The following is a 22,364-nucleotide window of genomic DNA, read 5'->3' as shown; positions in this document are numbered from 1 at the left end:
TCTGTCATGCGTATCGTCTTTTTAATTCCAGATTTAAAGCAAGGGTGGTTCTGGGAAACCCTGGAAGCGACCCTATCGCGAAAGCCTAGGTTAGCCAATTGGTCCCTACGGCGATGGTTATATGTGACTGAAGTCTATGGCGGCACGATGAATATCATGCGGCATTGTTGGGTGGCCCGCCAATGTGGCGCTGATGCAGTTCTGGCGACCATGAGTGGCCAAAATAACTATGGGGATGTATTTGGGGTGAAGCGCCCATTGCCCTTTATGGCCTGGAAGGATCGACGGCCTGATGATATTTGCCTAGTGCCTGATTATGCTACCCAGTTGATAAAGGATGTAGACGGAGTTGCGATCGCATATGAACAATCTCCCCTCCAAACCAAAACCGATTTCGACTATCGCAGCGATCGCGTCCTACTCTGGACCGACTCAGATCTGATGCAGGGGGTTTGCGCCCAGACCTATCCCGGCAAACCGGCAGAAATCGTTCCCAACATTGTGGATAAAGAACTGTTTCCCTTTATCCCTCAAGCCCAGCGAGAACAGGGATTGTTGTTTGCCTTCCCCCGCAAAGGCAAAGACTTTATCCTAGAAACTCAGACCCTTTATCAACAGCAAGGTGGGCGTTTTTGGCGATTTGAACTGATTGATGGCATCTCCCTGCAGGCCCTAACTCAGCAGTTCCGACGTCCCCAAGCCTTCCTAGCCTCGGCTAATTTTGAGGGCTGTGCCTTACCACCTCAAGAGGCCATGGCGGCAGGAATTGTTGTGGTCGGTAAAACGGCACGGGGGGCCAACTTCTGTATGGAACAGGGCAAAACAGCCCTCACCGGAGAGACCCCAGAAGAAGTGGTGAAGTGCCTCTTCCAGCTGGAAGAGGAGACCTTAAGAAATACCCTGGCCCACAATGGCTATGACTATATCAGCCAATATTTCCCAGAAGGGAAACCCGCCCAATTCTGGCAGCAGAAGCTAGAACACTTTGCCGCTCATCTTGAAACCTAGCATCGCTACTTTAGGGAATGGGTAACATAGCGTTTTGTGCCATTGATGCATGGAAATTTTTTTCACTTTCCGTAGAGTAAACTCCGAGACACATTCCTTATAAAAAGCCCATAAAGCCAAAGTTCTCGTTTATAGTGCCAAGAGCAACCTGTGTTCTCCCATGTCACCCTTTCCCCTCGACCGTTTTGATCTGAATGCTCAGGATATTCAAGACTGGTATGTCAACAAGACCCTTAATGATCCCCATCGACTAGCGATTCAGGCGCTACAGTCTCAACGCATTTGCGTCATGGGTGGCTGTGGGCAAGTGGGTTCCCATCTGGTGACCAAGCTCTATGAATTTGGCTATCCCTTGGATCGTTTGACCATCAACGATGACCTACGTCTGGGTAAACGGGAAAATTTACCGGCCATCCTCAGGAACCAAGTCGATACCCGCTGCCACAAAGACTATGCCCTAAACCCCATCACTCAGCCAGACATTGTCATCTTTGTGGGAGGACGGTCCAGTGTCCCTCACTTTCATACGTTGGAAGAGGTCTTGGATGAAGTTGATAGCTGGAAAACGATCCTGGAATGGTGTGTTGCAGAAAACATCCGCCTGATTTTTGCCTCGACGAGCAGTCTATGTAAAAAACGTCCGTCCCTGGAAGACCAAAGGGTGTGGCCGGCCTCTCTCTATGAAACCGCCAAGCTGATGATGGAAGATATGGCCATCCAGCAAGCCCTATGCAACAACCTAGTCGTTCAAATCTGTCGATTCTTCTCCATCTATGGGGTAACAGAGCAGCATAAGGGAAATTTTGGCAATCTGTATACGCAGATTTTGTGGCATAGCTTAGAGCAGACCCCCTTTGAACTTTGGGGGCGTCAAGGTCAGTTTTCCCCTGGTGAACAGACCCGAGATACTATTTTTGCTGCGGAAGTGTCCCGCGCCTTACTGTATTTACTGACACTGCCCAAGCCTCGTCCCCAGATCAATAACATTTCAGAATTGGTCTACAACATTGGCCAAGGGCAACCCACTGCTATCCGCACCATGATTGGCCAAATCGAGGCCTTGTTACCCTCGGACTGCCAGCCGATCATCGTTGAATCCGAGGTGCCGGCAGAGATTCAAAACTATGTTGTCCATACCTGGGGCAATCCTCACAAGCTCCTAGGGACCGATTTTAGCCCTCAATTTACTGAACATCCCGATAACCTCAAATTCATTACCTATGCGCTGTTAAGTAATATGGATTGGTATTGGTCCATTGTCGAGCAGTTACGGGAGCGGTCCTTAGCGAGCGTGGTCTAGCCCTGCTGCTGCAGGACAAGAGACATCAAAGGGGAATGCTGAAAGGGAGCTGACCACCGCTGAGGAAATATGACACACTCAGAACAGTGGACTCAAGCCAGATGTTACTGAGGCTTTGACGATGAACGTGTTTGATGATGTAAGCCGCTTTCTTGAAAAACAGCTCGAAGAGTTTCTCCGAGCCCATCCACACCTGGAATTACAGGTTCTTGCCGACAATATCCGAGAACAAGAAGTCAAAACAGCTAAATTGCTGACTGACCTGCAAGCAGAAGAAAAACGCCAACAGGACGCTATTTTAGCCACTGCCAACGAGATTCAGCGCTGGCATGAGCGCGTTAAAAAAGCCGAGCGGGCTGGACGACAGGATCTTGCCACTGCCGCCAAAGAGCGAGAAGCCTCATTGCTCAGTCAAGGAAACCAGCAGTGGGGCCAAATGGAGGTGACCAAAACTCGTCTCCAGCAAACCCAGACGTTGCTAGAAAAAATTCAGATTCGCCAAAAAGAGGTGAAGGAAAAAATTAAGCAAATGCCTCGGAAGCCTCAACCCAGCCCATCGTCAAAACAACCGCCCGATCCCTCAAAAGGCTGGTATAAGCGGGTCTCCTTGAGCGATCCTGATCCCTTAGAAGAGCAATTTAAGAACTGGGAACGGGATGCCGAATTTGAAGAATTAAAGCGGGATATGGGACGCTAAGGAGATAAGAGCCGCTAGGTATACACTGCTTAAAGAATATAGCTATTTTGAGGATTGGATATGTTGCCTAGACTGTTATTGCTGATGAGTTGTACCTGCTGTTTGTCTTTAGGAGCGGTTCCCCATCTAGCCATGGCGGAATCTGACTCTGAGAATTCGACTGAACAGGCTGACGAACAAGGGCTAGTTCAGGTCGAAAGCCAGCATTCAGTGGCCGCCACTGCCGATCGGCTGGTTCAGGTTTTAAAGAACAAAGGCATGACAGTCTTTACCCGGATTGATCATGCTGCGGGGGCTCAATCTGTAGGGCAATCCCTGCCACCTACGGAAGTAGTGGTGTTTGGTAATCCTAAGGTGGGCACGCCGCTGATGCAATGTAGTCCCACCGTGGCCATTGATTTACCCCAAAAGGCTCTGATTCGAGAAGATAAAACGGGCAAAGTCTGGCTGTCCTATAACAACCCCCAATATTTGGCACAGCGTCATCAGGTAGAGGGCTGTGATGCAGTGTTGACCAAAATTGAGCAAGCGCTGGCTAAGTTTGCCCAGGCGGCAACCCAGGAGTGATATGTACCAAAAATCCTGAACACAAGAATTGCCCGTAGCAGTCAAATCAGCGCTACGGGCAATGGGTCGTTCAAGATAGAGGTATTGGCCTTAACCGAACAGATTCTCGAGCAAGAACTGTTCCGTTTCTTCTTCTGGGGAGGGAGACCCGGCAATGAGGTCGTGAATCTCTTGGCTCAACTCTCGGGCTTTTTCGTACTGAGTCAAGTCTCCTTGATCAAAGTAGAACTTAGCAGCTGTACGCAAATCATCTACAGCATGCTGCTTATGACCAAATTCAGATTTCAACAGTCCACGTTCGTAGTAGGCATTCGCGAAGGTCGGCTCTAAGCGGATGGCCTGGGAGAAATCTTCCATGGCTACGCGCTGATCCTCCAGTCGCTGGAGACGCTTACGGGTCAGACCTCGCTCAAAGAAATGAGTCGCAACGTTCGGATTGGCTGAAATGGTTTGAGTTAGGGCATCAATCTCTCGCAGGATATCGACGAGTTCTTCAACCCCTTCTGTCTGGGCCGCTAGATATTGGGCACTGCTCTTTTGATCTTCTACCTGACTTCCTAAGTCTGTGGCCGAAGATTGCAACTTTGCGATCGCAGCTTGCATCGCCTGAAACTGAGTCGATAGCTCATCCATTTGGGTTTGAGTGGCTTGGCTTTGCTCGCTCAAGGTGATGACCGTTGATTCCCCTTGCTTATGGTTGTTTTGTAGGGAGGCGATAGTCGACTCTAGTTTCTCAGTCTGAGTATTGAGGGTGGCAATGGTTTGTACGGTTTGAGTATCCTGCTTGGTGAGATGCTCAATCTGAGACTGTACCCCTTCACTCGCCTGCTTCATCGGGTCCAGTTGAGCCTGGAAATCAGCTTGGTTTTGTTGGAGCAGATGGGCCATTTCCATACGTTGTTGATCTTGGAACGCGCCCATTTGACGTCGGCGATTAGCCAGGCCTAGAGTGGCTGATAGGGCCAATGGGATAGAAGCCGCAGAAGCTACGGCGATTTGTTGAAGCATGATAGCGAGAACTGAACCACCGATGGCGGTTACAACCGCAACTGGTTCAGCAAGATCAAGCCAATTGGAGTCACTGTTACTCCCAGGTGTATTTTGTGAGGCTGACATAATTTCTAGAAATCCTAAAAACTCTCAATAATGGTTCCGTAATGATTAATTCAATAAGGCCTGATTGAGGCGGAGCGCAGGCATCATTAACTCTGCTTCTTCTTCCGATAAATGGTCTTTTAAGACCCCCGGCATCTCTTGCCAAGTTAGGGTAGAGGCCTGCTCATCCTTGACGGCATGCACAATGGTTCTCTGCCAGAGTAGGAGATCATCTCGCAGCCAATCCAAATCGTTAAACAGCATGGCCGAGGCGGCATGACGCAATGTATTTCTGCGATCGCGTCGGCAAGTGTCGGAATAATCTTGAGACCCTTTATGGAAAACCTGTGGATCCGCAGCCGTTAACACCTCGTCCGCTTGATCCATAATTGCGTCTTCGTCATCCCTAATCTTTTCATAGGCGCTAATGCGGTCGCGCACGGATTGAAAATAGGATTTCAGAAAGGCTAGATCTGCCTCGGTGGCATACCGGCCATCTGCTTCAATGTTCAGTCGCTTCAATTGTGACAGCATATTATTTCCCCCAGATAAAATCTGTTGTTATACAAGTTGTGAATTGGCTAAGTGAGTGGATACATCACTACGAGTTTCTTCCAGCTGACTGATCATGGACCGGGTAATCAGCTTTCCAGCTTCGACTAAGACACGACCATCAATAGGATGAAGGATATTTTCTTCCGTTCGACGTCCGATCAGGCTATCGATGTCACTGACATCACTGAGATACATACCGGTAGGGAGTTCGACAACCACCCCTTCTCCCATGACCTTACTTTGGCAAGCGAGGCGAGAATTCAGTTTGCAGGTGGTGATTGCCCCCAATGTTCGCTGTTCGCGGCGACTCAAGGGAGATAAATGCTCCATGCCGTCTTTAATGAAAATATGGCAGGTTGCACACATCCCCCGTCCTCCACATTCATGGAGGACTTTCAACTCGTTCTTAAGCAATGCTGACAGCAAGTTATCGTTGGTCGGCACGCTTGTTTCTTGACCAATCGGATCCAACCTAACTATTTTGGCCATTGCTCACTTCTCCAAAATGGAATATTCATCAACTGCATCAACATGGCCCTACCCTGCAGCTTGGCTATCACATAACCGAGCCAGGATGGTGTCATGGTCCTGTGCTTCTTTGACCCAATCTTCAGCGGCTTTCATGCGCTCAGGCAATCCAAAGATGAAATGATTGCAGTCGGCTTGCATCGACTCACAGGATGTTTGCACTCCGTCCAACTCTCGCCCGGTTAGTTGGCTAAAAAAAGTACTGAGCAACCCCATTTCTACAAAGCAAGAGGGTTTATCTCCTGTTTCTCGTGCTTGAGCGAAAGCAGAATTCTGGGTGGTGATCACCAAAAAACCTTGGTGATGGTGGCTAAAATCAAAATCGATTAGGCCCCAGCCGTAGGTTTTCCAACATTCCTTGAAGGACTGTAAGAATTCCACCATTTCCATCTCAGCCAGGGTTTTGCCGTAGTAGTCGCTGACTTCTGAGGCAAACCGGCGGTAAAAATTCTTGCCCCACCAACGACCACATTGCTTCAGAACTAAATCAGCAGCGGGACCGACCTCATGCTCTAAGCTACTGTATAAAGATTTGAGTAGGGTATCAGGCAGGGCAATGAGCCGAGATCCTTCTCGGTTCTCGATCAGCCCTAGTTCGGTATCTCCTTGCACATAGACCTCTGGTGCAAAGAAATTACCGGGGATGTGGTTTTGACCAATTAATTCTTCAACAGCAATCATATTTTTTCCTCTGGTCATTAACTCAACATTGCTAATTCGGGGCTGCTTTGGCCTACCAGAGTGTTATTTGCCTCTTGGAGGAAAGGCTCTAGTAGTGCAAGTTGATCCTGGGATAAAACGGCATCTAAACTCAGGTGCAACAGCTCACTCATCTTCTGGTGAAGGGGGGTAAATTCACTTCCACCCACCACATCCTTGAGCCAGCTCAGTTGGCTGGTGAGGGTTTGGGGCTGATCCGTGAGCATGGCCATGGCGCTATAGCGTAACAGCGACATCCAGTGGGTAAACACTTTCTCTTGATCAGATTGGGAATTGGAGAAGGTCTCATTGTTTAACTGATCGGCAATGGCCTGAAAAATAATCAGTTCCTGATCTCGTAGGGTTTCATAAAGGGCTAGTCGATCTTGCAGGGCATCGACCTGCTGTTTGAAACCGTTCATTTCTGGGGTTTGTAAATAATGATCCTCTGCGGCTCGCAGATAATCTTCAAAGTTTGATTGCATGGTAATCCTCAAAACATATCCGAGAAGTCATTTAGATTCAGATCATCCTCAATCGTGATCGAGGATGATGGGGGAATGTTGGGCATCGCCGCAATATTAGGTTGCCCCTCCCAGGTGAAATGCTGAAAAAACGCCTGCACACTTAAACGAGTAGAGAAGGATGGAGCGGCCGCTACAATCGCTGGTTTCTCTACCGGGCGTCCTGTCCAATTGAATTGACTAAAAAATGTCTGTACCGTCTGACGTTGCCATGCAATAGACTCACTTGCTTCAGGGATAGGGTCAGCTTGGGGAATCGGTTGTCCTGACCAGTTATATCCTTCTAGAAATTCACGAACCGTTAGATATTTCCAACTATTCACGATAGGTATTCCCCACCATGAAGCTTGGTTTCAATATCTCGGGCTGTAGCGCCTTCGTTTTGCCAAAATGTGGCAGCATCAATACGATCTTTTTTGCCCAGCAAGAATTTGCAGTAGGTTTCACCCATGGCATAGCATTGGGTTTCGATACAGCTGAGTTCTTTATTCACCAGGTGAGAGAAGAAGCCAGCGAATAAGCCTGCATAAATATGGCAGACAGGCTTGCCGACATCTCCCAGGGTGCGGGCAACGGCAGAATCGAAAATATTGATAAACATGAAACCGTTTTGCTGATTGTCTAGATCAACTTCCCAATTCCCCCAGCCCTGGCTAGTAAAGGGCCACCACCAAGCTTCTAAGGCAAGAGAGGGACGGCATTTACGTAGAGATTGTTGGAACTGAGCTTCAAACCAATTTTGGAAAAAGACTGCATCTTGCTTGCCCCACTCTTGGCCGATGTTGTACATCACAACCGTTGAAGCGCTACCGACTTCCTGTTCTAAACCTTCGATCAAGGCCACAATAAAATCTTCACTCGCCAGAATATTGCGAGATTCATGCCAATCGTCGATTGTGCCTTTTGCATGATTAAAGGTAAAGAAATCCTCAAAGCGATAGTGATTTAGCTTGTGAGGGTACGATTGCTTGAATGAACGACCAGTGTTACCTACAGGCATACTGGCAGCGGTTTCAGCTGGTGTAAAAACCATTGAGACTAACCCTTTTTTATGTAATTTCAATGACGAATGGGCATTCGTTACTTAGCAAAGGCTCAAATGGACCTAAGACTGATAAGCCAACAAATGTCCTCTGGAATCGCGAACCGTGCAGAGAACTTTGTCTATCTAAAGAATGCCCTTTTTGAAGTGCGATTCTACTAATCAGGCAGATTTAATGATGAAGATATTGTCTGTAAAAAATAAGAGTTTGTCAGAATACTCATGAGCAGTGGATGCAAAGCATCACTCACTGAATCTGGAAGGTACTTTAGGACAAAATTTATAGTCTAAGAACTCTTTGATATAAACAGTAAAACAATATTTTGCTTAAGAATAATATTTATTAGGATTACATATCTTCTGATGAGACTAAATCGGTGAAATTACGGATTTGCAGTCTTTTTATTCTATTTCAGTAGGAATTTTAACTTCGTAAATCAGCGAAATAATCCTGCTTTTAAGCATTTTGACCTTAAAGCAATTTTTTCTTCTGCTAAAGGTTGTTTGAGTGTCTGATCAATCTCAGAGAATGTGTAACCTAAATATAGGAGCTTCACCTTAGAATCAACTTCTTTGACCTTATTTGCGCAGTAAAGGTTCGATTGTGCCTACCAAGATCTCACCCATGACCAATTACTATATACGGAAGCTCTATCGTCAGAAAGATCCGTATTTGTCCCAAGTAGAGGATATGGGCGATGATTTTTCCACCTTTATGGATCTCGAGCAGGTTCTAAAGAGCCTTTATAGTGGCGGTGAAATTGATCTGATGATCCGGCAGTTAGATACCCTCGTTCAGTATCATCAGGGGTTGACTGCACAATCGTTTACTCCCGAACCTCAACTAAAAGAAGTTGAACAGCGCATTTTTGCCATTTTGGGAGAATCCCAAACTCCGAACCAGACGGCGAGTGTCCCGTTACCTGAGCCTGCCGTTAGTCCGCCTCAACCCACCGTTACTGCCGATGCGTTGCTGCAAATCTTGAATCAACTACAAGAAAGTAGCACCACCTTTTTAGGTGCGGCCATCACGACTAATTATTTGCAAGCGGCACGTCCCCAAAATGACTGGTTTGAACAGTTTCAAATTCAGCGATCGCAACCCGTTACCTTCTCAGCAGATCCGTCCGAGTCTCTAGACGACCAGCAGAAAGAGTTGGCTCAGAAGTGGGTCAAAGGGTTTGTCAAATCCTGTTCTCAAGTGATCACTAAATTCCCTGAGATTGTCGATCTGTCCCAATTATTAGGGCAGCTCTAACCTATCCTCGGCATCTACCCGAGCTTGAGGCTCGTCTTTCGGTTGTAAGAAAGCGTAAAGTAGAGTTAATTCTTTCGCTTTTGAAACCGGCAAGGACGCCCTGTGAGTCATCCAGATTATCTTGAACGCATCCTGACAGCGCGGGTCTACGATGTGGCACAGGAAAGTCCACTGGAATTGGCTCCCCGCCTTTCTGACCGCTTGCAGAACCGTATTCTCCTGAAACGAGAAGATATGCAGTCGGTATTTTCTTTTAAGTTGCGGGGGGCCTATAACAAAATGGCCCAACTCCCCTCCGATCAGCTTCACCAAGGGGTAATTGCTGCTTCTGCGGGCAACCATGCCCAGGGGGTAGCGTTAGGAGCACGACAATTAGGCACAACGGCTCTGATTGTGATGCCAGTAACCACGCCCAATGTCAAAGTTGACGCCGTGAAAGCACGGGGTGGCCAAGTGGTGCTCTATGGGGATACCTACGACGATGCCTATGTCCATGCCCGCCAGCTCTCAGACGAAAAGGGGCTAACGTTTATCCATCCCTTTGATGACCCGGATGTGATTGCGGGCCAAGGCACCATCGGCATGGAAATTTTGCGCCAATACCAAAAGCCGATCCATGCCATTTTTATTGCCATTGGTGGAGGGGGGTTAATTTCGGGGATTGCGGCCTATATCAAGCGGTTGCGTCCCGAGATTCGGATTATTGGGGTTGAACCGGTGGATGCGGCGGCTATGCATCAATCGTTACAGGTAGGTAAGCGAGTGCGCCTCTCCCATGTGGGGTTATTTGCCGATGGCGTGGCGGTCCGCGAAGTAGGCAAAGAAACGTTTCGTCTCTGCCAAGAGTATGTAGATGAGGTCGTCTTAGTAAATACAGACGATACCTGTGCTGCTATCAAGGATGTCTTTGAAGACACTCGCTCTATCCTGGAGCCGGCGGGAGCTTTAGCACTGGCAGGAGCAAAAGCCTATATTGAGCGGGAGCAACTCCAGGACCAAACCCTGGTGGCCTTAGCCTGCGGCGCTAATATGAACTTTGATCGGCTGCGATTTGTAGCAGAACGGGCCGAGTTAGGAGAACGGCGAGAAGCTATTTTTGCAGTCACAATTCCGGAGGAGCGGGGTAGCTTTCGCAAGTTTTGTGCCTGTCTAGGCAACCATAATTTGACAGAGTTCAATTACCGAATTGCCGATCGCCAGGAAGCCCATATTTTTATTGGTGTGCAAATTCAGAACCGAGCTGATGCGGCTCAGATCGCTCAAGCTTTGGAAGCACAAGGGTTTAAAACCTTGGACCTCACCGATGACGAATTAGCAAAGCTACACCTGCGACATATGGTGGGGGGCCGTTCGCCCATGGCTGGCAATGAACTGCTCTATCGATTTGAATTTCCGGAACGCCCTGGTGCCCTAACCAAGTTTTTAGGCTGCATGAGTCCTGATTGGAATATTAGCCTGTTTCACTATCGGAATAATGGTGCGGATTATGGGCGCATTGTGGTGGGAACCCAGGTGCCCCCTGATGAAATGAATGAATGGCAATCCTTCTTAGATACCTTGGGCTATCCCTATTCTGATGAAAGTCAAAACCCTGCCTACCAGCTTTTTCTGGGATAAATTATGATTACAGGCTTCATGGTGCTACTTCTCTACGAGCTTTTGGGAGAAGTGATGGTTCTGCTGCTTAATTTACCGACGCCAGGGCCGGTTGTGGGGATGTTCTTGCTGTTGCTGACGTTGATCCTGCTGGGCAAAATTCCAGAAGATGTGGAGAACGCAGCCACGACCTTATTGAGCCATTTGTCGTTACTATTTGTGCCTGCGGGGGTGGGAGTGATGGTTCACTTTCAGCGCATTCGCAGTGAAGGATGGGCCATTCTGGCAGCACTATTGGTGAGTACGGTGGTGACGTTAATGGTCTCGGCCTTGACGATGCAGATCACGAGTAAGGTGTTGACTCTGAGGAGACGCTCCGATGCCTAAGTCAAACTTGACGGAAATATGGGTGTACTTAGCCGCCTCACCCTTGTTGGGATTGAGTATTACCCTGGCGGCCTATCAACTGGCCTATGGGATCTATCGGTGGGGAAAAGGGCATCCGTTGTTGAACCCGGTGGCCATTGCGGTGGGATTGCTAATTGGGTTGCTATCTCTAACGAAGACGTCTTACTTCACTTATTTTGAAGGGGCTCAGTTTGTTCACTTTTTGCTGGGGCCAGCGACGGTATCCCTAGCCATTCCCCTATATAAGCAATTGGCAAAATTACGACGGCTATGGTTGCCAGTAACTTTGGCCTTAGTGGTGGGGATTAGTGCCGCAGCGCTGAGTGCGATCGCAACTGCCGCATTGCTAGGTGCAACCCCGCAAACTCTTCTGTCCCTAGCACCCAAATCCGTTACGGCCCCCGTGGCCATGGGCATTACCGAAAAAGTCGGGGGCCTTCCGTCTTTAACAGCCGTGTTGGTGGTGATGACGGGCATTATTGGCGCAACTTTGGGCACTCCTATCTTTCGCTGGTTGGGGATCCGGGATGATAGCGTCCGGGGGATTGCCATGGGGATCACATCCCACGGCATTGGCACAGCTCGGGCTTTTCAGATTAGTGGGGAAATGGGAGCATTTTCGGGGTTAGGGATGGCCTTGTCGGCCTTTGTGTCTGCTGCCCTATTACCCTGGCTGTTACGAATGTTAAATCTGGGGGCTTAAAACGATGCAGAATTTACACCTCTACTTTTTACACCTCTGACAATCCCCTAGATTTCACGCCATCTTTACCCTGAAGCGGTTGTTTTGGGCGATTATCCATATTACTCATAAACAAAATTTATGCAGTATCCGCCTCAGAACGTAAAGGTTTATGTATCAACTTTTGTGTTTGTTGTTACATTACGATAGAAAATGTGAGGAATGTTACATTTGCCTGCTGCACAACTGGGAACGCGCAGTTTGGTTTCCTCGAAATGAGATACAACGTGACTGATTCTGTTGAAGCTAGCGACTTGCTAGCTTTTTTTATGGCTGACGCTATTTCAGCTTTCTAGTTAAAACCTTGAGTCCCCGAGCATATTGAGAATCGGATTGTGGGGGTAAAACTTGACCCGGCTCTGGCTTGAAAGGCTTGCCGTCCTCACTTTTGACAAAGACATTAGGTTTGATGCCAAGCTGGTTAATGTTTTTGCCATTGGGCGTATAGTATTTGGCGACCGTGACCACCAATCCAGACCCATCTTCTAGACTTTTCAACACTTGAACAACCCCTTTGCCAAAGGTGGGGGTGCCCACGAGCTGAGCCCGCTTGTGATCTTGGAGGGCGGCAGCCAACACTTCACTGGCGCTGGCAGATTTTTCATCTACCAAAATTACTAGGGGCTTATTGGTAAGGACCGGTCCATAAGCAATAAAGTTTTGTTTCTTGCCCTTTTCATCCACACTGGAAATTAAGCGGTCTTTCCCCATCCACATGCGGGCAATGTCGATACTGGCATCAAAGACGCCGCCAGGATTTTGACGCAGATCGAGGACATACCCTTTGACGTTTCGCTTTTCTAAATCCGTCAGAGCTGTTTTCATGGCTTTAGCTGATTGGGTAGTGAAAACAGGCATCCGAATATAGCCGACCTTCCCCTTCGGTGTTTCTTGCACTTCGTAGACTAATGGATTGACGTCAATTTTTTCCCGCACCAGCTGATGGCGAGAAAATTCTTTGCCTCTGCGAATCTGAACGGTGACCTTACTCCCCACGGCTCCAATGATGTATTCGCTGGCCTGACGAGGATTAATCTCCGAGGTCGGGGTGCCATTAATACTGACCACAATATCTTGAGGCTGAATGCCAGCCACAGCGGCAGGAGAGTCAGCCACGGTCTCTAGCACCTGCCATTCTCGCGTCAAGGGGTCAAGGGAAACCGTGACACCAACACCAATAAACCCACCTGAGACATTGTCGACGAGATCCTTGATGCCATCGGGGGTGAGGAAGCGGGTGTAAGGATCTTGAAGCTTCCGCACCATCTTGCTGACGGCCACATAGGCGTCCTGTTTGGAGGTGTAGGAGCGACTTAAATAGTCTTGGCGGACTTCTTGCCAGTCCTGCTGATTGAAGGTGCGGTCGACATATTCTTCCTGAACGATTTGCCAGGCTTGATCCACCAGCGCTTTATGGCTGTTTTCTAGCTTGGCTTCGGCGATGGATAGAGTCAGAATTGGAGTTGCGATCGCAACTCCTACCATCCGCAACACTTGCACATGAACCTTAGACATAGGAGACCTTTCACTGGGGGACTCGATGGCACCTTTGTACATGGGACCATGCACAAAGATCCAGTTGACGATCATTAGGGGGCTAAAGGTCCCTTGCGCCAGCGGGTTTTTTCATACCAGGCAGCCACTTCCGGCATCCACTGCTGAAATTGGGTAAACATCAACTCCGTCATGACCCGGGTTTCCATTTGGACATCGTACTTACCGCGAATATCTAATAGGTGCATGAGGGATCGGGCATTGGCACTCATGACCCAATGCTGGCGAACATCAAAAGGAATCAGTCCCCGGGCATGCTCTTCTGCCAATCCCTGCTCAATCCGCTCGGCATAGCGCTGACAGGCTTGGCGGCACCAGTCCAAATCTTGTTGTCGTTGCTCCAGGGTATAGTCATACTTTTTACCTTGGCGATTCGTATAGGTGTCCACGGGGCGCAAGTAGAAAACATCTTCTAGTTCTTGGGTGCCGGCCACCACATCTAAAATGCGCTGCCCCGTATACCGAAAAGACTGCACATCGAAAGAAACATTCCGATGGGTCCGCATTTGCTGCATGGTGCTGTGGGGAAAATAGCCAAAGTTGAGCACAATTTGAGGATGCTCAAGGGGGCCATAATGACCGCGATTGCCTTGGAGCAAATTCCTAATCACCAACTCTCCGCATTTCGCTTCCTCTGGCCATTGATCCCGATCAGTCGCGACCAACTGTTCGGCATAGTCCTGATGCATGGCAGCATAGGTAATCTGTTGGGGATTGGGGGTTTGGGAAATGACCTCAACCGTAAACCGTTCGTCCATAATGTGATGCTACTTCCAGTAAACTCACCCAAAAGTGGATTGCAAAATCCCCTTGGTTAGATGTTGATGCAGTGTCATCTTAAGTCTAGAAAATAGAGACATTCTTTTCTTAAGGAAAGCATCATCATTGAAGTTCTTGAAGACCTTGAGTATGATTCTCCTAAGGTAAGTGGGAAAAACGATGCGCTTTAACAATAATCCAAGAGTAGTTTTGGGTGGAATGCTGACAGCAAGCGTCGTTTGTCTACAAACGCAGGTTGCTTTTAGTTTGCCATCTAGCCAAATTGGCAAAAGTGCTAAGAATTTTACGGTTCTAATTGCTAGCGATTATCCAGGGTCTGGGGTAATCATCAACAAGAAGGACAAAACCTATACGGTTTTGACTGCTGAGCATGTCGTTAGACATTCGGACTTTCAATATCATATTGTCACCCAGGATGGGAAAAAACATCCGGTGAAATATCAAACAGTTAAGAAGTTTCCTGGGGTTGATTTGGCGGTGGTGACCTTTACCAGTGACAAAGACTACAACAGCGCCAAGCTAGCTAAGGCTGAGGAAGCGGGAATTGGCTCAATTGTCTATACCGCTGGCTATCCTGATCCAGGCCAAGCCATTGAAAATCGTATTTTTCAATTTACCGACGGAAAAGTGTCCGGCGTCAATCCTAAAGCGAAAGATGGATATTCCCTGATTTATACCAACATTACCCGTAAAGGGATGAGTGGTGGTCCTGTCCTCAATACCAACGGAGAATTAGTGGGGATTCATGGCCGAGCAGAAACGGATGTCCAAGGTGACGTTCAGGTTAAAGCAGGGCTAAACCTAGGAATCCCCATCAAAACTTTCTTATCTATAGCCCCCAAAGTTGGGATAAAACTGGATTTTAAGACTCCACCCAATTCAACAGCTAAGTCACCGTCACCAGTTGTTAATCCTGCTATCCCACCAGTTTCTCCACCTGGCTTTCAGCCAACGTCTAGTCCCACACCTGCTACCCCTAGACGTCCTAGGCGACCCAAACCCATTCGTCCCAAGGCCAATGATGGGTCCTCTCCTGTATGTGCGGGTAGTTCCTGTTAATCCCTTCTAAACAATTGACTAAGTCTTTTTGATTTCGCTTTATACATTTGATAGTTCTGAGAATAATGACCTACAAAAAGAATTTATGTATTGGTTTCACTTCAATTAGTTTGGTGTTTGCAGGTAACTCATTAATTCTTGAACCAGCATTAGCTGATAAAGATGATGCCATCTTTGAAGATAATCTCACTACAACTCAGGGGGTGCAGTGGGGTGGCAAGAAACTCCCTATCAAAAAAACAGTGGATATTAGAGAGAGTTTAGTGGACACGCAACTGGGTAAAGTTACTGCGGATCGCCACATTGATGGCTCAGATTTGGATGGAAAAATCTTTGGACGTTCAAGTCGTCCTGCGCCTGGACGGAGTGCGTTTATCTCTTTATGGGGCAGTAAGATTGAAGGCTGTTTTGTTGAGATGATTATTCAACATGCTCCTGCCCAAGGCCGCGTGGATCCAACTGCAATCATCCCGACACTGTTAGAAGTAGGAGTTGGGGGGCAGTTGCTACAGTTACCGCCCCAATCATCAGCAAAGCCTGAAGTCTATTCCCAAGATTATAGTTACACCAGTTTTTTTGGTAAAAACACCACCAGTGGGACTTGGTATATGACACGGAATCTATTTAGCGTTGACTCAGGAATTGCTAGCATTTTGTCTCAAGCCCCCATTAAAGAAACTCGGGTTCGGCTTACCCTTTCCAATGGAGCCAAAGTTCTGATTCCTCTGGATAAAAAGACGGTCAAAAATTGGAAAACAGCCTATAGCTATAATCCAACTTGCAAAAATCTTGATGCCGATCCAGCTCCTGCTTCCACTAAAGAGCCTACCTCTTCAAAATAGTCTGAGTTTTCAGCTAAATGGGTAGATCCTAAGAATCTAGGGAGTTTCATCTATTTCAACTTGCGTAAGCATTGAGTTAGACTCAACGACGCTTTGCTTCAATTTAAAGTTGTTGAGTTCAGGGAAGATAGGATATCTAAACCTTCAGAGATAGCCTTCTGAATTGAAGGGGTTTGTTCTTGCTGTCGAAGTAACTGCAAATAATCTCGTATTTCTTTGGCCTGAATATCATCGAATGGGGATGATTCAAGATAGTGACAGATTTGTCGAACAGCAATGAGTCGTTTTAATGGATCGAGGGCAGTCAACTGATTAATCCAAGAATCAATTTGGCTTATATGGAGACTTTCCTTCTCTTGCTTAAGAAGTTGCCAGGCCAAGAGACCGAGAACCACTAACAGCCCTAATCCTTGCAACAGAATGGCGAACGCTAAGCCAAAACTGTTGGTGTCTTGCCAGATTTGTAAGGTCAGATAACTAGCTGTTAAGGACAATAAACCACCACTAATGGCTACAACAGTGGTGGAATGGGAACTAGACAACCATTTAACGACTGCATGCCATGAAAGGGTGGGAGTTGAAAGCTGCTGCTGGATAAGCAGTGCTGTCCCTAAACCAACGGATAGGGCAACCAGTAGCATCCCATTCCACACCATGAGGCAGAATGCACCAGTTAAGGCAATAAACCAAACGCCTAATCTCTGCCGATCAGCTCTTTGAGACCAACGATGACCAAACTGTTTCAATCGAGCCAACACACTCGCCGTCACATCTGACCAGAATGTGTGTCGAACCGGTGAAATCACATGGTCGGCAAACCAATGCCAAATATTTTGAGGGAGAGATGAAACCTTGGTCATGGATTTGACCTAATTCAGTCGTTACAAAATGGCAGTGGGATGCTGAGGGGCTTAAATAACCCAACACAAGTCCCAACATGAGTTTAACCTACCATTTCCCATAACTTCGACGCAGTTCCTGATTATCAAAACTGTATCGACCTGGGCCGTTTTGAGCTAGGAGCAAAAGCCCACCGATTAAACTCACATTTTTCAAAAACTGGATTTGTTCCATTTGCTCGGCAAAGTTGATATGAAACATCAGAGTGGCGGGCACTAAAAAGACAATCAATGCGATCGCACCCCAGCGCGCCTTAAAACCAAATAAAACCGAAAGCCCACCACCAAGCAGTAATAGAATTGCTCCAATGGCCATAACTAGGGCTAAACCAGAGGGCAGGCCTTTACTAGAGATTGCCTGTTGGGTTCCTGCAAAATTGAAGCAGTGAGCAAGGCCGGAACGGATAAAAACTGCCGATAGAAAACCTCTAGCAACTAGAGGCAATAGCCGATCAATCATGGCTGATTTCTCACTACTGAGTGACTCACTTTAACCTTATGCAAATTTGGGTATTCGTCAACTGCAGAATTAACCGAAGCGTTTCCATTCACAAAACTATAATGGGGAATGAATTAATCGCTTGAGCTTGCCTGTGACTCCTTCTGACCTAGAAACAGCACCCTCCAAAGCCCCAACGGATGCCGACATCCAGCCAGATGCGAATCTGAATGACGTGGAAATGTCATTGTTTGAGCATTTAGAGGAGCTACGTTTTCGAATTTTTTATGCGCTGATCGCAGTTGCGATTGGAATTGTCGGTTGCTTCTTCAAGGTCAACTTAATCGTCAAGGTATTAGAGCGTCCAGCTCAAGGGGTTAAATTTTTACAACTTGCCCCTGGAGAATACTTCTTTGTCTCCCTCAAGGTCGCTGCCTATAGTGGCATCCTGGTGGCTAGCCCGTTCATCCTGTATCAAATTATTCAGTTTGTGTTGCCAGGGTTAACTCGCTCGGAGAGACGACTACTCGGACCGATTGTCCTCGGCTCCTCCGTTCTCTTTTTTGTGGGAATTTTCTTTGCCTATGTGGCTCTCATCCCAGCAGCCCTCAATTTCTTCATCCAATATGGTGCGGACGTAGTTGAGCAGCTTTGGTCGATTGATCGCTACTTTGAATTCGTCTTGCTGCTGCTGTTCAGTACAGGGATTGCTTTCCAGATTCCCGTTATCCAGCTTTTATTAGGCCTCACGGGGATTGTTTCCAGCCGCCAGATGTTGTCGGGATGGCGATACGTTATTCTCGGCGCTGCCATTCTGGGTGCCGTACTGACCCCATCGACGGATCCCCTGACCCAAAGCTTGCTGGGAGGCGCTGTTGTGGGCCTCTATTTTGGCGGTATTGGTTTGGTCATACTAACGGGCCATTAGCCTGGCCTAAAACTTTTCTAGCAGCCACTCAGAGGTTCTCCCGCCCAGTTCTAGGGGGATGCTAACAGCTTTCCCTAGACGAGGATGTTGTTTAGTGGCTTGAATATATTCTTCGACTTGCTGGACTGCATCCCACCCGCGGATGTAGGTTGCGATCGCACCTAAATGTTCAAAATATTCTGGTTCCGACATGGGAAATGAGGCTTGCTCTAGATAGCGCCACATGACCTGGACAAAGATTTTCCCTTGGGTGCGGCGCAATTGAATATCGTAGGACCGCCCCCACTTATTGATCAGGAGTTGATGCAGTTCTTCGCCGGTCATTCGCCTTTATCCCATGTGTGTGAAGTCTCTATTCTGTCGTGTCCTGTTCAGGAGAAGCAAGCTTACAAAGAAGGTAGATTCTGGGATTGGCCGCAACGAATTTACATTTCGTATGAAATACGGGCTCATCAAGTGTGATAATAATGTCAAGAAATGTTATGACACCTGATGGTGATTTGCAACATGTCTTTAACTCAGCCATTCATCGCAGATGCACGTTGAGTAAGGAATACACCATTCCGAGCATGAGCAATTCCATAGGGTCAGGCTCTAATGCTGTCCATTACATCCGTAACATCACCGTAAATCATGGCTCAAGTCTCTGGATCTTCTGACGTCCCCGATATGGGACGGCGTCAATTTATGAATTTGCTGACCTTTGGTGCAATTACCGGCACCGCCTTAGGTGGGTTATATCCTGTCGTCAGGTACTTTATTCCTCCTGCTAGTGGAGGAACTGGGGGCGGGCTTACTGCCAAAGACGCCCTAGGTAACGATGTCGTGGTCAGTGAGTTTTTGGCAGAACATAGCCCAGGTGACCGCACCTTAACCCAAGGTTTCAAGGGAGATCCAACCTACGTTGTTGTCACAGATAGCAATGAGATCGCAGACTATGGTTTGAATGCGGTCTGCACTCACTTGGGTTGTGTTGTTCCCTGGAATGCAGGCCAGAATAAATATATTTGCCCTTGTCATGGGTCCCAATATGACTCGACCGGCAAGGTGGTTCGGGGTCCTGCACCGCTCTCTTTGGCCCTCGTTCATGCGGATGATGTAGATGGCAAGTTGGTATTTACGACTTGGACAGAAACGGATTTCCGCACAGACAAAGATCCTTGGTGGACCTAAGTCTCGTCGAACGTCCAAGCTTAATGCATCCCTTCTACCCCTCCACATCTTGTCAGGTTTATATCAATAGACTAATGAAGCAAAGCCTTTTATCTGTCTTAACGAAAAAGAGCCTCCGCCTCTTGGCTGCGCTCTTCCTTGTCGTCACTAGCGCCTTTTCTCTGCCTCAAGCTGCTCAGGCTTTCCCGATCTATGCTCAACAGGCCTACGATAGCCCTAGAGAAGCAAATGGTCGCATTGTCTGTGCTAACTGCCACCTTGCATCCAAGCCCACACAAGTGGAAGTTCCTCAGGCTGTGTTACCCAACACAGTATTTGAAGCCGTTGTCAAAATCCCCTATAACACTGATGCCCAGCAAGTCCTAGGTAGCGGTGATCTAGGACCTTTGAATGTTGGTGCAGTGCTGATGCTGCCTGATGGGTTCCAAATTGCCCCCGATGATCGTATTCCTGAAAAGATGAAGGAAGAGATCGCCGGTGTCAGTTTCCAGAAGTACAAGCCTGATACCGATAACGTGATCGTTGTGGGTCCCATATCAGGGGCTGATCATCAGGAAATTATCTTCCCTGTTCTTTCCCCTGACCCTGCAACGGATCCCGATATTCACTTTGGTAAGTACTCTGTTTATGCTGCGGGTAACCGTGGACGTGGTCAGATTTATCCTACAGGTGACAAGACTAACGTCAATGCGGTCGCTGCTTCCACTGCCGGTATTGTTAGCAGTGTGAGCGAGGATTCCGTTACTATCACCACTAATGATGGTCAGACTGTGACTGAGGCGATTCCCGCCGGTTTAGAGGTTGTGGTAGCTGAAGGGCAAGCCGTTGCTGATGGTGCTCCCCTAAGTTCTGACCCCAACGTGGGTGGCTTTGGCCAAAAAGATACTGAAATTGTTTTGCAGAGCGGCACTCGGATTAAGTGGCTAATGGCCTTCTTCTCTGCCATTATGCTGTCCCAGACACTGCTCGTTCTGAAGAAGAAGCAGGTCGAGAAAGTACAAGCTGCCGAAATGAATTTCTAGCACATTGCTCAATTCGTTTCTTTGAAAAAAGCAGGATTTCCTTTTATAGGGAATCCTGCTTTTTTAGTGCTTGCAATGGGAGCATTCCTGGTAAAAAGCAGCCCACTCCCCTGATAATCGCTGCTCGCGAGCTGATGTCTCCTATTCTGTGTTGAGCTGGACTCAACTTCACTAGATCAGTACAAGCCCTTCGACTTAAGTAGAATTCCTCTTGCTCATACTTAGTGGCACGATTCTACTGAACTTGAACGGTTGCAAGTGATGAACACAAAACGGTGGTGGTGGATTTCTTCAGGAACTTCAATCTTCTTTATTTTTCTGATTGCCTTGATGTGGTTTCGGATTGATCATTCGTATCAGCCCAACTTAGAGCAGCTTGCAAAGGAAGCGGAGATCATCCCTCACCTAAAAAAACGTGGGTTATCTCTGAAGAAATCTGAGGCGATTCCCACGGGGATCTTTTTGCAATCACTTAAGTTTAACAATGCCACTGAAGTAAATATTACGGGCTATATTTGGCAGAAATATAATAAGTCGGTCTTTGCTGATATTCCTGCAGGTCAGGATATACCCGTGGGATTTATCTTGCCAGAAGCTGTTGATTCGGGTGAGAATCTGGAACCCCAACAAGCCTATCGGCGTTCCATTAACGCTAAGGAGGAAGTGATTGGTTGGTATTTTGAATCCACCCTGAAACAGCGATTTAATTATCAAAAATACCCGTTAGACCATAAAACAGTCTGGCTTCGCATTTGGGGTAAAGACTTTGGCCGGAGTAATGTTTTGGTCCCCGACCTCCAGGCTTATGAGTCCACTCAACCGGGTGATGCCTTTGGGTTTGATAAAAGTATTGTTTTGGGTGATTGGAAAGTCGAAGAGACGTTTTTTGATTTCAAAACGCCACGATATGACATGGATTTTGGCTTGGGTAAACCCCTGTCAGAAACCCCAGAACTCTATTTCAATATTGTGCTTAGACGAGAATTTCTGGGAGCCTTCATTGTCAATCTAGTCCCACTGCTCATTTCAGCTATTTTGCTGTTTGCTACGTTACTTACTATCACCGCAAGGGAAGGACAAGCAGATATTTTTGGCTTCAATACCTCTGGAGTGTTGGGGGTCTGTTCAGCACTATTTTTCGTTGTACTGATTGCCCATATTCAGATCCGGCAGGAGTTCCCAGGCTCTGGGATCATTTACATAGAGTATTTCTATCTAGCCATGTATACCGCTTTACTCGGGGTAGCAGTGGATGCCTACTTATTTACTCATGATAAGTATTCCAGTCAATTCAAGTTCATTTCCTATGAAGACAACATCATTCCCAAACTGATTTTTTGGCCGACATTATTGGGGGCTTCAACTTTTTATTCATTTCTGATTCTGAAGCCCTTTCATCCCTACGAGACCTACGTGCCTGAGTCTGAAACAACCCATATTCTACCTCCGTCAGAGCGGACTTTGGTTACATTAGATGCTGAAGTTGTGGAGTTTACGCCTGAACACATCTCAAAGGTAATGTTGACTGATTCTAGCCCTCAACCGCAAGGGCAGAGTTTTTACTCGTTTTCTAGAGACTGACCCTCAAGCTGTTCTTGGGCATAGACATTAAGAAGTGGCTCTCTTTCCCTTGTTTGGAGAAGAGAGCC

26 protein-coding genes are annotated in these 22,364 nt (G+C 47.5%); 14 read left to right on the top strand and 12 right to left on the bottom strand.

Annotation, left to right across the window (positions count from 1 at the left end; translation table 11 throughout):
* The first annotated feature begins 6 nt into the window (after positions 1–6).
* The 4 genes from I1H34_RS05400 to I1H34_RS05385 all read left to right on the top strand — a co-directional run bounded on the left by I1H34_RS05400 (position 7) and on the right by I1H34_RS05385 (position 3,572).
* Positions 7–1,008, top strand: a complete 1,002-nt coding sequence (locus tag I1H34_RS05400) for a glycosyltransferase (RefSeq protein WP_212664695.1) — start codon at positions 7–9, stop codon at positions 1,006–1,008.
* Positions 1,009–1,168: 160 nt separating this feature from the next.
* The gene (locus I1H34_RS05395) at positions 1,169–2,308 is read left to right on the top strand and encodes an NAD-dependent epimerase/dehydratase family protein (protein ID WP_212664694.1); all 1,140 of its coding nucleotides are present in this window, start codon (positions 1,169–1,171) and stop codon (positions 2,306–2,308) included.
* A gap of 121 nt (positions 2,309–2,429) precedes the next feature.
* Entirely contained in the window at positions 2,430–3,005 is a 576-nt protein-coding gene (locus tag I1H34_RS05390; protein WP_212664693.1) for a TIGR04376 family protein, read from the top strand.
* 60 nt (positions 3,006–3,065) lie between these two features.
* Positions 3,066–3,572, top strand: coding sequence for a DUF302 domain-containing protein (locus I1H34_RS05385; RefSeq protein WP_212664692.1), 507 nt, complete (start codon positions 3,066–3,068; stop codon positions 3,570–3,572).
* 90 nt (positions 3,573–3,662) lie between these two features.
* Here the strand turns inward: I1H34_RS05385 and I1H34_RS05380 are convergent, their stop codons facing one another.
* Genes I1H34_RS05380 through I1H34_RS05350 form a run of 7 tightly spaced genes read right to left on the bottom strand, consistent with a single transcriptional unit; the run spans position 3,663 to position 8,006 of the window.
* Positions 3,663–4,688: a coiled-coil domain-containing protein gene (locus I1H34_RS05380; protein ID WP_212664691.1), complete on the bottom strand. Its 1,026-nt coding sequence runs from the start codon at positions 4,686–4,688 to the stop codon at positions 3,663–3,665.
* Between the two features lie 45 nt (positions 4,689–4,733).
* Positions 4,734–5,201 carry a globin family protein gene (locus I1H34_RS05375; protein ID WP_212664690.1) on the bottom strand — a complete coding sequence of 156 codons (468 nt, stop codon included), beginning with the start codon at positions 5,199–5,201 and terminating at the stop codon, positions 4,734–4,736.
* A 27-nt stretch (positions 5,202–5,228) separates the two neighbouring features.
* Complete coding sequence (locus tag I1H34_RS05370) at positions 5,229–5,711, bottom strand: 2Fe-2S iron-sulfur cluster-binding protein (protein WP_212664689.1); 483 nt, start codon at positions 5,709–5,711, stop codon at positions 5,229–5,231.
* A gap of 48 nt (positions 5,712–5,759) precedes the next feature.
* On the bottom strand, positions 5,760–6,431 hold the full coding sequence (locus I1H34_RS05365; RefSeq protein WP_212664688.1) for a V4R domain-containing protein: 672 nt from the start codon (positions 6,429–6,431) through the stop codon (positions 5,760–5,762).
* A 17-nt stretch (positions 6,432–6,448) separates the two neighbouring features.
* Positions 6,449–6,934, bottom strand: coding sequence for a globin family protein (locus I1H34_RS05360; RefSeq protein ID WP_212664687.1), 486 nt, complete (start codon positions 6,932–6,934; stop codon positions 6,449–6,451).
* Positions 6,935–6,942: 8 nt separating this feature from the next.
* Complete coding sequence (locus tag I1H34_RS05355) at positions 6,943–7,296, bottom strand: hypothetical protein (RefSeq protein WP_212664686.1); 354 nt, start codon at positions 7,294–7,296, stop codon at positions 6,943–6,945.
* Positions 7,293–8,006 carry a V4R domain-containing protein gene (locus I1H34_RS05350; RefSeq protein ID WP_212664685.1) on the bottom strand — a complete coding sequence of 238 codons (714 nt, stop codon included), beginning with the start codon at positions 8,004–8,006 and terminating at the stop codon, positions 7,293–7,295. Before I1H34_RS05350 ends, I1H34_RS05355 begins: the two co-directional genes overlap by 4 nt.
* Positions 8,007–8,640: 634 nt before the next feature.
* On the opposite strand from I1H34_RS05350, the gene I1H34_RS05345 reads away from it, so the two are divergent.
* The 4 genes from I1H34_RS05345 to I1H34_RS05330 all read left to right on the top strand — a co-directional run bounded on the left by I1H34_RS05345 (position 8,641) and on the right by I1H34_RS05330 (position 11,980).
* Positions 8,641–9,273, top strand: a complete 633-nt coding sequence (locus I1H34_RS05345) for a hypothetical protein (RefSeq protein WP_249369825.1) — start codon at positions 8,641–8,643, stop codon at positions 9,271–9,273.
* Between the two features lie 102 nt (positions 9,274–9,375).
* A complete protein-coding gene (gene ilvA / locus I1H34_RS05340; RefSeq protein ID WP_212664683.1) occupies positions 9,376–10,890 on the top strand; it encodes a threonine ammonia-lyase, biosynthetic in 1,515 nt (504 codons plus the stop codon).
* A 3-nt stretch (positions 10,891–10,893) separates the two neighbouring features.
* Positions 10,894–11,256, top strand: a complete 363-nt coding sequence (locus I1H34_RS05335; protein ID WP_212664682.1) for a CidA/LrgA family protein — start codon at positions 10,894–10,896, stop codon at positions 11,254–11,256.
* Positions 11,249–11,980 carry an LrgB family protein gene (locus I1H34_RS05330; RefSeq protein WP_212664681.1) on the top strand — a complete coding sequence of 244 codons (732 nt, stop codon included), beginning with the start codon at positions 11,249–11,251 and terminating at the stop codon, positions 11,978–11,980. The genes I1H34_RS05335 and I1H34_RS05330 overlap by 8 nt, the downstream gene beginning before the upstream one ends.
* 318 nt (positions 11,981–12,298) lie before the next feature.
* Here the strand turns inward: I1H34_RS05330 and I1H34_RS05325 are convergent, their stop codons facing one another.
* A complete protein-coding gene (locus I1H34_RS05325; RefSeq protein WP_249369823.1) occupies positions 12,299–13,534 on the bottom strand; it encodes a S41 family peptidase in 1,236 nt (411 codons plus the stop codon).
* A 74-nt stretch (positions 13,535–13,608) separates the two neighbouring features.
* Complete coding sequence (gene thyX, locus I1H34_RS05320) at positions 13,609–14,331, bottom strand: FAD-dependent thymidylate synthase (protein ID WP_212664679.1); 723 nt, start codon at positions 14,329–14,331, stop codon at positions 13,609–13,611.
* A gap of 181 nt (positions 14,332–14,512) precedes the next feature.
* Here thyX and I1H34_RS05315 point away from each other — a divergent pair, with 181 nt between their 5' ends.
* Positions 14,513–15,412, top strand: coding sequence for a S1 family peptidase (locus I1H34_RS05315; protein ID WP_212664678.1), 900 nt, complete (start codon positions 14,513–14,515; stop codon positions 15,410–15,412).
* Between the two features lie 65 nt (positions 15,413–15,477).
* A complete protein-coding gene (locus I1H34_RS05310) occupies positions 15,478–16,254 on the top strand; it encodes a hypothetical protein (protein ID WP_212664677.1) in 777 nt (258 codons plus the stop codon).
* Between the two features lie 98 nt (positions 16,255–16,352).
* Here the strand turns inward: I1H34_RS05310 and I1H34_RS05305 are convergent, their stop codons facing one another.
* Both I1H34_RS05305 and I1H34_RS05300 read right to left on the bottom strand, forming a co-directional pair.
* The gene (locus I1H34_RS05305) at positions 16,353–17,114 is read right to left on the bottom strand and encodes a hypothetical protein (protein ID WP_212664676.1); all 762 of its coding nucleotides are present in this window, start codon (positions 17,112–17,114) and stop codon (positions 16,353–16,355) included.
* Positions 17,115–17,202: 88 nt separating this feature from the next.
* A complete protein-coding gene (locus I1H34_RS05300) occupies positions 17,203–17,613 on the bottom strand; it encodes a DoxX family protein (protein ID WP_212664675.1) in 411 nt (136 codons plus the stop codon).
* Positions 17,614–17,746: 133 nt separating this feature from the next.
* Here I1H34_RS05300 and tatC point away from each other — a divergent pair, with 133 nt between their 5' ends.
* Complete coding sequence (tatC, locus tag I1H34_RS05295) at positions 17,747–18,520, top strand: twin-arginine translocase subunit TatC (RefSeq protein WP_212664674.1); 774 nt, start codon at positions 17,747–17,749, stop codon at positions 18,518–18,520.
* A gap of 6 nt (positions 18,521–18,526) precedes the next feature.
* Here tatC and I1H34_RS05290 read toward each other — a convergent pair whose 3' ends face one another.
* On the bottom strand, positions 18,527–18,844 hold the full coding sequence (locus I1H34_RS05290; protein ID WP_212664673.1) for a DUF3067 family protein: 318 nt from the start codon (positions 18,842–18,844) through the stop codon (positions 18,527–18,529).
* A 309-nt stretch (positions 18,845–19,153) separates the two neighbouring features.
* On the opposite strand from I1H34_RS05290, the gene petC reads away from it, so the two are divergent.
* The 3 genes from petC (at position 19,154) to I1H34_RS05275 (ending at position 22,296) form a co-directional block, all read left to right on the top strand.
* Positions 19,154–19,693 carry a cytochrome b6-f complex iron-sulfur subunit gene (petC, locus tag I1H34_RS05285; protein ID WP_212664672.1) on the top strand — a complete coding sequence of 180 codons (540 nt, stop codon included), beginning with the start codon at positions 19,154–19,156 and terminating at the stop codon, positions 19,691–19,693.
* 74 nt (positions 19,694–19,767) lie between these two features.
* Positions 19,768–20,715, top strand: coding sequence for an apocytochrome f (locus I1H34_RS05280; protein WP_212664671.1), 948 nt, complete (start codon positions 19,768–19,770; stop codon positions 20,713–20,715).
* A gap of 261 nt (positions 20,716–20,976) precedes the next feature.
* Positions 20,977–22,296, top strand: a complete 1,320-nt coding sequence (locus I1H34_RS05275) for a hypothetical protein (protein WP_212664670.1) — start codon at positions 20,977–20,979, stop codon at positions 22,294–22,296.
* Positions 22,297–22,364: the final 68 nt, after the last annotated feature.

Source organism: Acaryochloris marina S15, from assembly GCF_018336915.1.
Lineage (GTDB): Bacteria > Cyanobacteriota > Cyanobacteriia > Thermosynechococcales > Thermosynechococcaceae > Acaryochloris > Acaryochloris marina_A.
This window is presented reverse-complemented; position numbering and strand designations above follow the sequence as displayed.